The organism is Streptomyces sp. NBC_00443, from assembly GCF_036014175.1.
Taxonomy (GTDB): Bacteria; Actinomycetota; Actinomycetes; order Streptomycetales; family Streptomycetaceae; genus Streptomyces.
The window spans coordinates 8,186,598-8,201,703 of record NZ_CP107917.1; the positions used below are offsets into that span (position 1 = coordinate 8,186,598).

Consider the following 15,106-nt stretch of genomic DNA (forward strand, 5'->3'; position numbering starts at 1 on the left):
TTCCATGCCGACGATCGACATCCTCCTGCCCGGCTTCGCCATCGACACCGACCAGGGCTTTCCCGCCTTCTGCGGGGTGTTCCTGGTACGCGGCCCGGACGCCGCCGGACGGCACCGGAACATCCTCGTCGACGCCGCCCACGTCGGCCGCCGCCCCTTCCTGTGGAACGCGCTCGCCGCACACGGCCTCGACGCCGAGGACATCGACACCGTCGTCCTCACCCACGCCCACTGGGACCACGTCCAGAACATCGACCTGTTCCCGCAGGCCACCCTCGTCCTCCACCCCGACGAGCGCCGGTACGCGCACACCCCGCACGCCAACGACTGGGCCACGCCCGCCTGGACGGGGCTGCTCCTCGAACAACTCCCCGTCCGCGAGGTCACGGACGGGGAGGAGATCATCCCGGGCGTGGACGTCATCGGCCTGCCCGGCCACTCGCCCGGCAGCATCGGCGTGGTCGTGCAGACCGAGCGGGGGCGCGCCACCATCACCGGCGACGCCCTGCACTTCGCGTACGTCGCCCTCACCAAACGCAACCCCCTGGTCTTCTGGGACGCCGACCAGGCCGCCCGCAGCATCGAACGGGTCCTTACTGTGTCCGACGTGGTCTACCCGGGCCACGACCGCCCGTTCCGGCTCACGTCGGACGCCGGCATCGACTACCTGGAACCCTTCGCGCTCACCCTGACCGGACTGCGGCCCGACACCCTTGGACTCCGCTTCGCCGACGCCTCGTCACGCCCGCTGTGGGTCATGCCGGGCGTCAAGGAGCAGCCCGAGCTGTACGAGAAGAACGCCGACGAGATCCAACGACGCATCAACCGGGTGCCGAAGGTGGTGCGCCCAGTTCCGCGAGAAGCCGGGCCAGCGAAGGGCTGAGCCGGTCGAAGAACGGATCGGGTGCCTGGCGCGGAAAGAAGTGACCGCCGGGGACGGTGGTCATGCGGAAGCTGTTCACGTACCTCCCCCAGGCCCGCACCGCGCCCGGGGTGACGAGCGGGTCGTCGACGCCCGCGAAAGCCTCGACGTGGAGCGGCAGCCGGGCCCGTTCGTCGTCCGGGTCCGGCAGTCCCGCCCGGTGGTGGGTCGCGCAGACCCGCAGGTCGTCGCGGAGGATGGGCAGCAGCACCCGCAGCCAATCGTCCCGTCCGAGGAACCGCGGACTCAGCCCGCCGAAGTCCACCAGGAGACGGGCCAGTTCGTGGTCGTCGTACCGGTCGGGCGGCGGCAGCGACGGCGACACATACGGCGCCGCGTACGCCCCGAGGAACAGGGCCTCGGGAGGGCGGCCGCCCTCGCGAAGCCGGGCCGCCGCCAGCGCGAAGGCCACCATCGCGCCCATGCTGTGGCCGTAGGCGGCCCAGGGCCCCTCGTCGAGCCGAGGCGCGAGATCGCGCCCGAGGGCCTCGACGACCTCGCCCGCGTCCTGGAAGCGGGGCTCGCGGTAGCGCGCCTCGCGGCCCGGCAACTGCACCGGCAGGACGTCGACGTCGAACGGCAGGCGACCGGGCCACGAGCTGAAGAACGAGGCGCCGCCGCCCGCGTGGTGGAAGCAGAACAGCCTGAGCCGGGCGCCCTCGCGGGGCGCCCGGCCGAGGCAGGACGCCGGAGCCGTAGTGGTCATGCAGGGGCTCCGGGCAATGTACGGGCGAGGCGGCGGCGTGCGCGCAGGACCCGAGCCCGGGCCGAGGCGGCCCGGCGGACGCCGCTCGCCGTGCCGGCCATGCGCAGCGCCTGCGACAGCAGCCACAGCCGGATCTCGGCAGCCTGGTCGGGTCGGCCGCCGAGGGCGTCGTTCTCGACCAGGCGCAGGTGCGGCACGGTCTGCTCCAGCAACCGGACGTCGGACGGCGGCGCGACCTCGTCGTCGCGGCTCGCCGCGTACGCGACCGGGGTGCGCAGTCGGGTCAGCCGCTCCTCGTCGACGCCCCAGTCGGCGAGGGCGGCCGGGAGCCGGTCCACCGGCGTCCGCATCACATGGGACAGGGTCAGCGTCATCAGGCGGGGCAGCGGCGTGCGGTGCGCGGCGCGGGTGAAGAAGTCGCACACCGGGGCCCCGGCGGTCGCCAGTCCCCGGATGCGATCGTCCTCCAGCGCGTGTCGCAGGGCGAGATGCCCGCCGAAGCTCAGGCCCACGACACAGGTGCGGGAGGCGTCGGCGGCACGGCCGAGCAGGTCGAGGAGATACGTGAGCATGCGCGTGCTGTCCGATCCGTAGGTGAGGGTGTTCTCGCCGACACCCGGCAGTTCCGTGACCACGACGGCCGCGCCGAGCCGGTCGGCTCCGGCCAGCACCGGGGCCCACTGCTCTTTCGTACTGGTGACGCCGCCCAGGACGAGGATGAGCGGGAGACTGCTGCGCTGGGACAGCCCGGCGGCCCAGCAGGCGAAGCCCGCCCCGTCGAAGGGCAGATCGAGCCGGGAGATGCCGCGGACGCGTTTGCGCCAGCGGTCGAAGGCCTCCACACCGGCGTTCTGTGCCGCCTGCCGGCTCGGCCCATCGACGTACGGGAAGCGGGCCATCGTGTAGTAGCGAACCGCGTCCAGATCGCGGCCGCGTGCCTCGGCCGCCTTCGCGAGCGACGACCACTCGTGGGTCCAGACGCCGGGGCCTTCGCCCTTGGCGTCCTCATTGAAGTTCCGCATCACCCGGTGGACGACATCTCCGGGGATGCCCTGGGCGTAGGCGTGGGGAAGGGCGAACCTACGCAACTCGGCTACGGGGATCACCGGGCCGTTCCTTTCTCTTCGGGGACATGTGCCTCTTCCGGGACACGCGCCGGGACCTCGGACGCGCCGCCGGTCCCCGGCCCGTTCCCACCGCCGGTGACGAGGCGGGCGAGGCCGGCCCGCATCCGCCTGCCGAAGCCGGGGGACAGGACGAGGTCCAGCTGGGTGTCGAGGAACAGGGCGCGGAAGTGCAGGCAGGCCTCGGGTTCGGCGGATACGACTGCGGGATCGACCTGGGGCGTGATCACCGGCCCGCCACCACTTCGTACATCTGCCGGAAGGTCCTCGTCTCCAGCATGTCGACCACGGGGATGCGTCGGCCGACGAGGTTCTCCACGACGGTCACCAGCCGCAGCAGCAGCACCGAGTCCCAGTCGGGGAAGTCGTCCAGGGGGCGGTCGAGGTCCTCGGCCCGGACCTGCAGGCCGAGTTCCTCCTCCAGGAGAGTGCGGAACTCTTCGGTGTCGGCGAGGGCAGTGGTCATGCGGAGTCTCCGTCGAACGGCCCGAACGCGGCTTGCAGCCGCAGATGGGTGGGGGCAGGGGTGATGTCGCCGAGGTCGTGCCGCAAGGTGACGGCGTCGGGGTGATCCGGATCGGTGCCGGTGACGGCGAAGCCGTGCTCGGCGTAGAAGGAGGCGAACGCGGAGTTGCGGGGCGTGGGCCGATAGCGGCCCGTCACGGCGCCCGCGCCGGTGTCACGGGCGAACTCCAGCACCGCCGTCACGCAGGCGCTCTCGATGCCCCGGGAGAACACCCGGCAGCTGAGGACGAAGTTGTCGATGCGCAGCACCTCTGCGTCGTGCCGCAGGAACAGGGCGCCGACCAGGCCGTGGTCGCCGAACCGATCGCGCGCCCGCACCGCGATCACGTGCAGCCCCGGGCGCTCCATCCGCGCCGACACCTGCGGGACCTGCAGGCGTTCGGTGGCCAGGTGGAACTGGTTGGTGCGCAGCGTGAGCTGGGAGACCCGGGCGATCTCTGACTCCTCCGGCGGCCGCAGGAGTACCTCCAGCCCGAGTCCTTCGAGATAGTCCTGGTAGGAACCGAAGTCCTCGCGGAAATCCTGTCGCAGGGCCTCGGTGCGGTAGCGGCCGGCCCGTTCCAGGTCGGCCTCGGTGAGCTCGAACAGGTCGAACCAGCCGTCGGCCAGCAGCGCCGAGGGGTGCAGGGCGGGCTCCTCGTCGACCCGGACCACGGCGACCTCGGGCAGCTGCTCGGCGACCAGCCCGCACTCGAAGAGGCTGTCGTCGACGAAGACGAAGCTGTCCAGGCCGAGCCCGAGCCGGTCGGCGATGTCGCGGAGATTGTCGTGCTTCGCCTTCCAGTTGGCGTTGACGCGGACGAAGTCGTCCTCGCGCAGCACCATGGCCGGATGGGTGCGCAGTGTCTCGCGCACCGCGTCGGTGTCGTTCTTGCTGCTGACCGCCAGCAGCACGCCCTGCGCGCCGAGTTGCCCGAGCACCCGCTGGAACTCCTGGAAGGCCTCGCCCCGCAGGCCGGAGCCGAGGTCGACGCCGCCGGGCCCGTCCTCGCCGAGCACCCCTCCCCACAGCGTGCCGTCCAGGTCCAGCACCAGACACTTGCGGGTGCGGCCCAGGCGCGCGCGGACGACGTGGGCGGCCTCCCGGGCGTAGGCGGCGAGCAGCGCGTCGGACAGCCGGGCGCGGGCGTACTGCGCGGTGCGTGGATCGCACGCGGGAACGCCCTCGGCCACCAGCGGATCGAGGTCCACGATGACGACCCCGGGGTGCTGTTCGGCGAGGGACAGCAGACCGCGGTTGAAGTCCCGCCACACCGCGCCGAGCCGGGCGCGGGAGCGCAGGTCGACCAGCTGGTGGGTGTAACGGCGGTGCAGTGGCACGGTGTTGAGGACGAGCAGGCCACGCCCGGCCTTCTGGTGGGTGCGCACGGCGCCGGCGACGAGCGAGAGCCGGGCCCGTGCCGCTGCCTCCACGTCTTCGACCCGCCAGGGCACGGTGACGTCGTCGAAGACCGTGTGCGCGTCGAGCAGACACAGCGTGAGTTGCGGCTGCTCCTCGCTGGCCGCCGCGGGCCGCATCAGGTCCTGCAAATAGGAACCGTACGGTGCGACTTTCGCCTCCAACAGCATTCCGTGCCGGGCCAGTTCGGCGGTGAGGGGGGCCACAAGGGGGGCTACGGTGGAGTGGCCCGTGACGGCGACCGTGACCACCGGCGCGTCGGCGTGGCGGCATACCTCCTTCGCATCGAGCCGGGCCAGCAGCTGGCCCGCGGCCGGCAGGTCGGTCGCGGGCATGCGTGCCAGCAGGGCCCGTACCCGTCCGTACTCCGTGGCGAGCGTGCCCGCCCGATGCAGGGCGCGCAGGGTGCCGAGAGCCTGGGGGTCGTGCCAGGTGCCGGAGGCGCCGAAGGTGCGGTTCCCGGTCTCGGTCATGAACGCTCCAGGGCGATACCCGACTTGATCCACTTGCTGGACTCGATGGCGACCGCGACCGCGCGCCCGGGGCCGTCCCACTGCCGCAGGAGCTCGGCGAGCTGGAGGAACGGCAGGGCGTTGCCGTTGTTCCCGACGGTGCGCACCACGTTGATACGCTGGGCTTCCGGGGCGGGCATGCCCGCGGAGATGCGGTCGCTCATCCGGCCGGAGAGCTGTGGGGGCAGCAGGAAGTCCACTGCGTCGGCGCTCCAGCCGAGGTCCTCCAGGAGCTCCCAGAACATCTGCCCGGCCATGACCGGCACCGCCTCCTCGATCGCCTTGTAGTCCTCGAAGACAGCCGTGCGGTCGCTGTGCCGGTCGCCGAGCCCGAACCAGTCGATGACCTGGCCGGGCTCCCGGCCCAGGCCCACCAGCCGGTTGAGCACCTGCCGGATCTCGATGCCCTGGCCCCTGGCCTCGGTGCTGAGCACGGCCGCGCCGGCCCCGTCGCCGAAGAGCACGTAGTTGACGAGTTCGGCGGAGGTACGGCTGCCAGGGTCGAAGTCCGTCTGAAGATGCTTGGCACACACGTCACCGCCGATCACCAGCGCGGTGGTGCAGCGTCCGGCCAGCAGCAGGGTGCGGGCCACGTCCAGGGCCTGTACGGCACCGGCGCAACCGGACTGGAGCTGGTACGTGGGGACGTTGTCGACGCCGAGCCGGTCCGCGACCAGGTTCACCGTGGCGGGCATCAGATGGTCCGGGGTGGCCGTGCCCAGTACGACGCAGTCGACGTCACCCGGCTCCAGGCCGGCCTCCGCCAGCGCCCGGTCGGCCGCGGTCGTCGCGATGTCGGCCAGGCTGTGCCGTATCTGGCCGGTCGCCAGGTCGACGGCGAAGTACCGGCTGATGTTGCCGGTGAACATCTCGGCCCATGTCTCGTCGACGCCGACGAGTTTGGCCAGGGTCGCGTTGTCCACCGGGTCCCCGGGCAGGCAGGTGCCGACCGAGGCCAGGTACGCGGTGGGAGGTGCCATCAACGTGTTCCTTCCATAGTCATGGGAAGGGGGGTGGCGGAGCCGTGGGGGAGTTGGCTGCGCAGGTACGCGACCAGGTCGGCCACCGTGCGAAGGCTGGCGAGCAGGTCCTCGATCGGGAGCGACCCGAGCTGCGGCAGTGCGTCCTCGATTCGGGTCTTCAGCTCCATGACCCGGATCGAGTCGAAGCCCAGGTCCTCGTGGAGCCGGTCGTGGTCGTGCACGTGCTGCGGGTCGTGCCCGCCGACCCGGCACACCAGACGGCGTGTCACCACGGCGAGGGAGTCGGGCAGGTCCCCCGCCGGGGCCGGCGGGCACGATTCTCCGCGGTCCGCGCCACTCGGTACCGCGGCGGTGTCCGCGCCAGGGGGGACGGATGGCGTGGACGGTTCCGGAAGTCCGGGGGCGGCACCGGAGCGCCAGGACCGGAACGACTCGTCGAATAGGTACGGCGGCAGTCGGCGCGGCACCCGGTCCGCCGCGTCGTACAGCAGGTCCCAGTCCGGCGTGAGACCGGCGCACCACAGCTCCCCGAACAGCTGCTGGGGGCGGTGTCCGGGAGCGTGCTCTCCCGGGTGCGCGCTGTGCAGGCTCACGGCATGGTCCCCGTCCGCCCGCAACGTCGACAGCAGCGGGGTGAGCACCGCGCGCGGGCCGATCTCCACCACATGGGTGACGCCGGTGGCGAGGAGCGCGCCCGCGGCTTCGGCGAACCGGACCGGCTCGGTGATCTGCCGCGCCCAGTACGCGGCGTCCATGGTCTCCTCGCCGCTCAACTCACGGCCGTACACCGTCGAGAACACCGGGAGCGCCGGCCGCCGGTCGGACACGTCCGCGCACTCCCGGCGGAACTCCTCGACCACGGGCCGCATCAGCGGCGAGTGGAAGGCATGCGAGACGGTGAGCCGCCGGACGGACACCTTGTGCTCGGCCAACTCCTTCTCCACCGCGGTCAGTTCGTCGAGGTCCCCGGCGATCACGGTGCTGCGCCGGCCGTTGACCGCGGCCACGCCCAGCCGGGCCCATCCCACCAGCAGCGGTTCCACCTCCGTGGCGCCCAGGCTCACCGAGAGCATCCCGCCGTCCGTGGGCAGCTTCTCCATCAGCGCCCCGCGCCGGGCGACCAGCCGCGCCGCGTCCGCCACGTCCAGCGCCCCGGCCGCGCACGCGGCGGCGAACTCGCCGATGCTGTGCCCGATCACGTACGACGGCCTGATCCCGGCCTCGGTCAGGGTGGCGGCCATCGCGTACCCCACGGCGAACAGCGCGGGCTGGGCCAGCCGCGCGCGCTGGACCTCCGCGTCTCCGTCGAGCACCTGGTCGCGCACGGACACTCCGGTGTGCGGGGCGAGCAGCGTGTCGATCTCCTCGAGGTGGCGCGCGTAGGCGGGGCACGACCGGTACCAGGACGCGGCCATACGAGGGTGCTGGGCGCCCTGCCCCGTGAAGGCGAACGCCACCGACGGCACCCCGCGCCGCCCGCCGTCCACCCGCGCGGTCCCCTCGGCGCGCTCCGCGGCCTTCCGCAACCCGGCGACCAGCGTGGGCAGATCGCCCGCTGCCACGGCCGCGCGGTGCGGCAGCCGGGACTTGACGCGGTTGCTGGTCCAGCACAGCTGCGCCAGCTGGCTCCCGGGACGACGGGACAGGGCGTCGGCCTGCGCCAGCAGATTCGCGCGCAGCCGCTCCGGGGTGCGGGCGGAGAGGGTGAACACGCCCGGTGCCGCGTGCTGGCTGTGGTGGACCGCGCGGGGCGCGGAGGCCAGCACCGCGTGCGCGTTGCTGCCGCCCATGCCGAAACTGCTCACCGCGGCGTGCACGGTGCCGGACGGCAGCCTGAGCGGCGACCTCAGCAGGGACAGCCGGCGCCCGGACAGATCCAGTTTCGGGTTCTCGTCGTCGGCGAACCGACTCGGCGGCACCGTGCGGTGGTGCAGTGCGAGGACCGCCTTGATGAGCCCGGCGATCCCGGCCGCGCCCTCCGCGTGCCCTAAATTGCTCTTGACCGAGCCCAGCGCGACGCTTCCGCCGCCGCGGCCACTGGTCAGCTCGCCGAGCGCCTGGGCCTCGATGAAGTCGCCCAGCAGGGTCCCGGTGCCGTGCGCCTCCACGAAGCGGATGTCATCGGCGGTGACGCCGGCCCGCCGCCACACGGACTCGATCAGCTGCTGCTGCGCCCAGCGGTTGGGCGCCGTGATGCCGTTGCTGCGCCCGTCCTGGTTGATCCCGGTCTCCTTCAGCACGGCGTACACCGGCTGACGGTCCGCCAGGGCGTCGCTCAGTCTGCGCAGCACCAGCACCGCCACGCCCTCGGCCCGTCCGATCCCGTCGGCGGAGGCGCTGAACGGCTTGCAGCGGCCGTCCGGTGCCGAGAGGCCGGCCTGGGCGTAGAAGATGTTGATGACCGGCGTCATGATCAGGTTGGTGCCGGCCGCGAGGGCGTGGTCGCACTCTTTGGCGCGCAGCGCGTTCACCGCGAGGTGGACGGCGACGAGCGAGGAGGAGCAGGCCGTGTCCACCGCCAGGCTGGGGCCCTTGAGGTCGAGGTGGTACGAGACGCGGTTCGCGCCCATGAAGTAGCCGTTGCCCGAGCCGTGACGAGCGGTGATCCGGTCGTAATCGGCGAGTTGCAGGAACGCCCACTCGTTGGCCATCACGCCGACGAACACGCCGGTCTCGGTGCCGGCCAGGTCCTGTGGAGCGAGCGCGGCGTCCTCGATGGCCCGCCACGAGCACTGCAGTAGCAGCCGTTGCTGCGGGTCCATGGCGGTGGCCTCGCGCGGGGCGATCCCGAAGAAGCCGGGGTCGAAGGCATCGGGGTCGGCGATGAAGCCGCCGCGCACCGAGTTGCTGCGGCCCCGCGGCCGGGCCTCGCGGGCGCTCTGCGGGGCGGCCGACGGAGTGGCGTAGTAGCGGTCGGCGTCCCAGCGCTGTTCGGGCACGCGGTCCGTGCCGTCGCGTCCGTCCATGAGGAGCGACCAGTACTCCTGGGCGTTGCGGGCGCCGGGGAAGCGGCAGTCGAGGCCGACGACCGCGATGGGTTCGCGTTCGGTCATGAGGGCTCCTCGTCGTGCTTCTTCTTGTCGGCCAGGCGCTCGGCGAGGTGACCGGTGATCGCGTGGACGGTCGGGAAGTCGTACGCGATGGTGGGGGCGACCGCGAGCCGGTAGTGCTGTTCGATCTCGCCGCAGATGCTGATGGCCGCGACCGAGTCGATGCCGTAGTCGGCGAGCGGGGTGTCGGGGTCGATCTCGTCGCACGCCCGGTGCAGGTGGAAGGCCACCCGTTCGGTCAGCCACAGCTCGAGGTCGGGGGCGTTCCCATGCGGCAAGGGACGGTCCAGGGGTTGGGGGTGGCGGTACGCGTGTCGGGGGCGATGCTCATGGCGTACTTCTTTCTCGGGATCTCGGACGCGGATCTCAGGGGCGGGGAGACACGGCAGCGGTGGGCGCGGGTGCCGCGTCCGTGGCGGGCAGCAGGGCGACGACCGCGGGTGCCAGGCGCTGGTGCAGCACGGGCAGGCCGCCGTCGAGGAAGAGCCGCCGCATGAGCGTGCGCTGCGTCTTGCCGCTGGTGGTCTTGCGGATCACCCCGGGCCGTACGAGCACCACACTCACCGCGGGCAGCTGGAACTGGCGGCTGAGCAGCGCCTGCACGGAGGCGGCGAGGCGGGCCAGGGCCTCCTCGTCGCTGGTCGCCCAGGCCCTGAGCTCCTGCACCACGACCACGTGGGCGCGTTCGGACGCCTCGTCGGTGACGCTGAACACCGCGCCGCCGCCACGCCGGAACACGTCCCCGGACTCCTGAACGGCCTGCTCGATGTCCTGCGGGTAGAGGTTGCGGCCGTGCTGGATGAGCATCTCCTTGATCCGCCCGGTGACATAGAGCTCCTCGTCGCGCAGCGCCCCGAGGTCGCCGGTGCGCAAGTAGCCGGCCCGGCCGTCCGCCGTCACCGCCCGGAAGGTGTCGGCGGTGAGCTCGCTCCGGTTCCAGTAGCCGGCGGCCACCGACGGTCCGCGCAGCCAGATTTCGCCGACCTGCCCGCCGGGCAGCACCCGCAGGGTCATCGGGTCCACGATCAGCACTTCGGTGTCCTTCGGGCGGCCGCAGCTGACCAGGGTGCGGCTCAGGCGGTCGGTGCGGGCGGGACGCAGCTCGTCCTGCTCCAGGGCCTGGGCGTCGACGGCGAGTTCCAGGTGCGGCGACTCGGGGTCGTTGCCGGAGACCAGCAGGGTGTTCTCGGCCAGGCCGTAGCAGGGCAGTACGGCCTCGGCGCGCAGTCCGTTGCCGGCGAACCGCCGGACGAAGGCGCGCAGGGTGTCGGCGCGCACGGGCTCGGCCCCGTTGAGCGCCACCCGCAGGCTGGACAGGTCCAGCCCCGCCGACTGCTCCTCGGAGACGCGCCGGACGCACAGCTCGTAGCCGAAGTTGGGCGAGGCGGTGCCCTCCACCCGGTAGTCGTGGATCATGCGTAGCCAGCGCCCCGGCTGTTTGATGAACGAGATCGGTGACATCTGCACACTGGTGCCTCCCACCCACAGCGGCTGCAGCGTCATGCCGATGAGCCCCATGTCGTGGTAGAGCGGCAGCCAGCTGCCCGCCACGACACCCTGCGGCGTCTTCATGGCGGAACGGATGGCCTCCTGGTTGGCGGCGAGATTGGTGTGCGTGACCATCACGCCCTTGGGCTCGCTGGTGGAGCCGGAGCTGTACTGGAGGAAAGCCACGTCGGTGCCGCCTACCTGGGGCGGGGTCCACAGGTCCGGGTCGGTGCCGTCGTCCTCGTCGGCGCCGGTTGACAGGCACACCACGTCCTGCTCCCCCGAGGCGGCCAGCCAGGCGCTGATGGCCTGCCGGTACTGGGGGAGGGTCAGGACCGCTCCCACCTTGGCGTCCCGCAGGATGCCGCTGACCCGGGCCAGCCGTTCGCCGGGCTCGTCGGGCAGTGGGGCCGGAATGGCCGTACGGCCGGCGTAGAAGCAGCCCAGGAAGGCTGTGACGAAGTCCAGGGTCGGCGGGTAGAGCAGCAGGACCGGGCGAGAAGGGTCGCCCTTCGACGCTTGGCGCAGCCGGGCGGCCACGACGCGGGCCCGCCGGTCCAGTTCGGCGTAACTGAGCTCCTCGGGCCTCATCCCCAGGCCGTCCTCGTGCAGGTACACGAAGGCGGCACGGTCGGGATGGCGTTCCACGCCGGCTCGTACGGCGTCCGTCAACGTTCGTGGGTCAGGCTGGTGAGGCACGGGCTGTCCTTTCCGCGGTTGGTACTGGTGCGGTGTGGAACCTTGGGGAGGCACCGCGTGCCACCCGGTGACATCAGCCTTGAGGTGCCGTGAAAAGGAGACGTAAAGCGAAAATTGGTGCGCACGTCACGGGTTTGGGGTCCTCCGGGCGGTCGTTGTCCGAGCGGATACAACGGTGGGTGCGCGAACTGGCACAGTCGGTGCTGGCACGCAGTGCCTACCGAGGCGACCAAGGAGACGGCGATGGTGGATTCGGACGCGGCATTCGAGGGGGCGGCCCCCGGGGGCTCGTTACCTGATGGGGGGCCGCTTCCCGGAGGTTCCCCAACTGACGGGAGAGCGCTCCCTGTTGGCCCTTTGGCCGCGGTGGGCTGGCGCGCGGTCCATGAGGCCGTGCTGCGGCACGGATACGCGGTCTGCCACGGCCGGCTGGACGACTGGGGAAGCGGAGGGGGGATGGCGTCGGCCGTGCGTGAGGTGCTCGGCCCGGACTGGCCGCGCTACCGGGCGGCGCGCGAACCCCTCGTACGGGCAAGGCTTTTGGGCTCGCGGTTGCTGCTGCGCCACGCGGTGGCCGTCGTGGCGGGCACCGCACCGGACCGGGTGGTCGTGGGCCGTGACGGCCACGGGCGCCCGGTCCTGCACCGACCCGCCGGACTGGATGTGGGCATCAGTCACACAGCCGGGATGCTGGTGGTCGGGGTCGCCCGCGGCCGCCGGATCGGCGTGGACGTCGAGGCCTCGGACCGCTCCCTGCTGGCACCCGGACTCGCCGAGAAGTTCTGCCACCCGGAAGAACTGGCCGAACTGTGCGGGCTGCCGCCGGCCGAGCGGAACCTGAGGCTGGTACGCCTGTGGACGTTGAAGGAGGCCTACACGAAGGCACTCGGCGTAGGCCTGGCGCACGACTTCTCCCGTCTCCGCCCCCGGCCCGAACCGCGGGACGGCGGCTGGCGGTTGGACCGAACGGCAGGAGGCTGGCACCTGCGCTGCGAACAAGTCGCGGGCCGCTTTGTGGTCGCCAGCGCGCTGGGCCCGGAAGGCGGGTAGCCCGACTGCGCGCCTCACCGTACGACGGTCTTTCGGCAACGCTCCGGGATCGAAAGGCGGTGGCCGACTGTCAGGGCGCCCGGTCCGCACGGCGGTTGTTCGGCCACACGCCGGCCCCGGATGGGCGGTAGCTCGCCAATTGCCGGGATGAACGGCTGGTTGCTCGGCAGTGCGCCGGGACCGGACGGCCCGTGACGGCTCGCGGAAGTGCGCCCCAGCGGGGAGCCGGCAATCGAGTCAACGATGTTTCGATACACCGTTGACTCGATTGCCCGCCAGGTCTAGCGTCGACAACACACGGCAGTAGAACGGCACTCGGCTCACGCACCCCTCTTCCTTTCGAGGAGCGGAATCCGTGACATCTCAGCCCCGCCTCAAGCTCGCCGAGCACACCCCGCAGACCGCGCACCCGCACCGGTGGCGCGTCCTCGCGGTCCTGCTGGTGAGCCTCCTCCTCGTCGTCCTGGACACGTCGATCCTGAACGTGGCCCTGAAGACACTCGCCGAGCCGGCACCCGTCGGCCTCGGGGCCAGGCAGAGCGAGCTGCAGTGGTCGATCGACTCCTACACCCTCGTCTTCGCCGCCCTGCTCTTCACCACTGGCGTCCTCGCCGACCGCTGCGGCCGCAAACGCACACTGCTCGCCGGACTCGTCGTCTTCGGCGGCTGCTCCCTGTGGTCCGCCTACGCCCACAGCGCCGACGAACTGATCATCGCCCGGGCCGGGCTGGGCGTCGGCGGCGCCCTCGTACTGCCCGCCACCCTCGCGATCATCATGGCCGTCTTCCCGCCCGCCGAACGCGCCAAGGCCATCGGCGTCTGGGCCGGCGCCGCCGGACTCGCCGTCGCGCTGGGGCCCATCACCGGCGGTGCCCTGCTCGAACGGTTCTGGTGGGGCTCGGTGTTCCTGATCAACCTGCCCATCGTCGTGATCGGCGCCGTCGCCACCCTGTTCGTCGTACCCGAGTCCCGCGATCCCGAGCGCACCGGCTTCGACCCCCTCGGCGTCGTCCTCTCCGTGGCCGGCCTGACCGTCCTGGTGTACGGCGTGATCAAGGGCGGCGAGTCGGACGACTGGGCGGACGCCACGGTCTGGGGGTCGATGCTCGGCGGCCTCGCCGTCCTGGCTCTCTTCACTCTCTGGGAACGCCGCAGCGTGCGCCCCGCGCTGGACCTCGCCCTCTTCCGGAACCGCCGCTTCTCCGCCGCCGTGACCGTGATCGGCCTGGTCTTCTTCGCCCTGCTCGGCGCCACCTTCTTCCTGGTCTTCTACCTGCAGAGCGTCCGTGGTTGGACCCCGCTGGAGGCCGGCTGCCTGCTGCTGCCCCTGGCCGTGGCCCAGTTGGCGTTCTCGCCGCCGGCCACGCTCGCCGCCAAGCGCGTGGGGGTCCGGCCGGTGTGTGCCGGCGGCATGCTGCTCGTCTCGCTCGCCTTCCTCGCCGTGGCCACCATTGACGAACACACCGAGGTCTGGGTCATCGAGTCCGTCCTCTTCGTCATGGGCATCGGCATCGCCTGCGTCATGCCCCCCGCGACATCCGCCGCGATGTCCGCCGTAGCCCGGGACCGCGCGGGCACCGGAGCGGCGGTCAGCACCACCTTCCGGCAAGTGGGCGGCGCCCTCGGCGTCGCGGTCCTCGGCTCGGTGCTCTCCGTTGCCTACCGCTCCCGGGTCGAGGACCACCTGACGCCGCTGCCCGCCCCGGTCCGTGACACGGCGCGGGAGTCCGTCGCGGCCACCCTCACCGTCGCGGAGAAGCTGGGGGCGCCCGGCTCCGCGCTCGCGGCCCGCGCCGTCGACGCGTTCGTGTCCGCGATGCACCTCACGGCCCTCGTCGCCGCCGGCGTCACCTTCCTCGGCGCCCTCGTCTGCCTGCTGCTCCTGCCTTCCCGTACGGCAGCCGGGACGCCCGGTGCCGAAGAGCCGACCGCCAACAAAGAGGTCCACACCACGGAGGTCTGAACCGCATGCCGCCACACGTCGAACGTCCGGCGGCTGCCCCGGGACACACCCCCCGGGGCGGCCGCCAGCGCGACCCCGCCGCCGACCGGGCGATCCTGGACAGCACGCTCGGCCTGCTCAGCGAGGGATGCAGCTTCGGCGACCTGTCCATGGACCTGGTCGCCCAACGCGCCGGCGTCGCCCGGGCCACCATCTACCGCCGCTGGCGCAACAAGGAGGAGCTGGTGCTGGCCGCGCTGAGCACCCTCGATCTCCCCGTGCCGCCGCTGGAAGGACTCGGCCTGCGGGACCAGCTGGTGGCCCTCGTGGACCAGCTGCGCCACCGCGGCCAGGACACCAACCTGCACCGCCTGATCGGCAGCCTGCTCGGTGAGGCGGTGCGCCGCCCGCAGCTGGTCGAGAGGTTCGAGGACACCGTCGTCGCCGCACGACGCGAAGCCATGCTGCGGGCGCTGCGGCACGGCGTCGCGAGCGGTGAGCTGCGCGCCGACCTCGACCTGAACGACGCGGTCGAACTGCTCACCGGTCCGATGGCCGCTCGGCTGATCCTTCGTCAACGCCCCGTGGAATCAGTGGCGTTCGCCGAGTCGATCGTCGACACGTTTCTGAACGGAACCCGCACGACCCGTGCTGGGACAGGCCTCGGCACGGCACCGGATCACCTCCCACCACCATAGGAGCCGCT

At 72.0% G+C, this 15,106-nt stretch carries 13 protein-coding genes; 4 read left to right on the plus strand and 9 right to left on the minus strand.

What is annotated here, in order from left to right:
• Positions 1-4 precede the first annotated feature (4 nt).
• Positions 5-883 (plus strand): MBL fold metallo-hydrolase, encoded by an 879-nt coding sequence (locus tag OHO27_RS37310; RefSeq protein WP_328429348.1) that lies wholly within the window; start codon positions 5-7, stop codon positions 881-883.
• On the opposite strand, the gene OHO27_RS37315 is transcribed toward OHO27_RS37310, so the two are convergent.
• The 9 genes from OHO27_RS37315 to OHO27_RS37355 form a co-directional block, all read right to left on the minus strand.
• Positions 822-1,628: a thioesterase II family protein gene (locus OHO27_RS37315; RefSeq protein WP_328429349.1), complete on the minus strand. Its 807-nt coding sequence runs from the start codon at positions 1,626-1,628 to the stop codon at positions 822-824. The two genes, OHO27_RS37310 and OHO27_RS37315, sit on opposite strands and share 62 nt — an antisense overlap.
• Positions 1,625-2,734, minus strand: coding sequence for an alpha/beta fold hydrolase (locus OHO27_RS37320; RefSeq protein ID WP_328429350.1), 1,110 nt, complete (start codon positions 2,732-2,734; stop codon positions 1,625-1,627). Before OHO27_RS37320 ends, OHO27_RS37315 begins: the two co-directional genes overlap by 4 nt.
• Positions 2,731-2,982 (minus strand): hypothetical protein, encoded by a 252-nt coding sequence (locus tag OHO27_RS37325; RefSeq protein ID WP_328429351.1) that lies wholly within the window; start codon positions 2,980-2,982, stop codon positions 2,731-2,733. The genes OHO27_RS37320 and OHO27_RS37325 overlap by 4 nt, the downstream gene beginning before the upstream one ends.
• A complete protein-coding gene (locus tag OHO27_RS37330) occupies positions 2,979-3,218 on the minus strand; it encodes a phosphopantetheine-binding protein (protein WP_250081147.1) in 240 nt (79 codons plus the stop codon). Before OHO27_RS37330 ends, OHO27_RS37325 begins: the two co-directional genes overlap by 4 nt.
• Positions 3,215-5,149 carry an HAD-IIIC family phosphatase gene (locus OHO27_RS37335; protein WP_328429352.1) on the minus strand — a complete coding sequence of 645 codons (1,935 nt, stop codon included), beginning with the start codon at positions 5,147-5,149 and terminating at the stop codon, positions 3,215-3,217. Before OHO27_RS37335 ends, OHO27_RS37330 begins: the two co-directional genes overlap by 4 nt.
• On the minus strand, positions 5,146-6,168 hold the full coding sequence (locus OHO27_RS37340) for a 3-oxoacyl-ACP synthase III family protein (RefSeq protein WP_328429353.1): 1,023 nt from the start codon (positions 6,166-6,168) through the stop codon (positions 5,146-5,148). The genes OHO27_RS37335 and OHO27_RS37340 overlap by 4 nt, the downstream gene beginning before the upstream one ends.
• Positions 6,168-9,224, minus strand: coding sequence for a type I polyketide synthase (locus OHO27_RS37345; protein ID WP_328429354.1), 3,057 nt, complete (start codon positions 9,222-9,224; stop codon positions 6,168-6,170). Before OHO27_RS37345 ends, OHO27_RS37340 begins: the two co-directional genes overlap by 1 nt.
• Positions 9,221-9,499: an acyl carrier protein gene (locus tag OHO27_RS37350; protein ID WP_328429355.1), complete on the minus strand. Its 279-nt coding sequence runs from the start codon at positions 9,497-9,499 to the stop codon at positions 9,221-9,223. The genes OHO27_RS37345 and OHO27_RS37350 overlap by 4 nt, the downstream gene beginning before the upstream one ends.
• Before the next feature lie 88 nt (positions 9,500-9,587).
• Positions 9,588-11,408: a fatty acyl-AMP ligase gene (locus tag OHO27_RS37355; RefSeq protein WP_328429356.1), complete on the minus strand. Its 1,821-nt coding sequence runs from the start codon at positions 11,406-11,408 to the stop codon at positions 9,588-9,590.
• A 456-nt stretch (positions 11,409-11,864) separates the two neighbouring features.
• Here OHO27_RS37355 and OHO27_RS37360 point away from each other — a divergent pair, with 456 nt between their 5' ends.
• The 3 genes from OHO27_RS37360 (at position 11,865) to OHO27_RS37370 (ending at position 15,098) form a co-directional block, all read left to right on the plus strand.
• Positions 11,865-12,458: a 4'-phosphopantetheinyl transferase family protein gene (locus OHO27_RS37360; RefSeq protein ID WP_328429357.1), complete on the plus strand. Its 594-nt coding sequence runs from the start codon at positions 11,865-11,867 to the stop codon at positions 12,456-12,458.
• 355 nt (positions 12,459-12,813) lie between these two features.
• Positions 12,814-14,421, plus strand: a complete 1,608-nt coding sequence (locus tag OHO27_RS37365) for a DHA2 family efflux MFS transporter permease subunit (RefSeq protein WP_328429358.1) — start codon at positions 12,814-12,816, stop codon at positions 14,419-14,421.
• Between the two features lie 5 nt (positions 14,422-14,426).
• A complete protein-coding gene (locus tag OHO27_RS37370; protein WP_328429359.1) occupies positions 14,427-15,098 on the plus strand; it encodes a TetR/AcrR family transcriptional regulator in 672 nt (223 codons plus the stop codon).
• Positions 15,099-15,106: the final 8 nt, after the last annotated feature.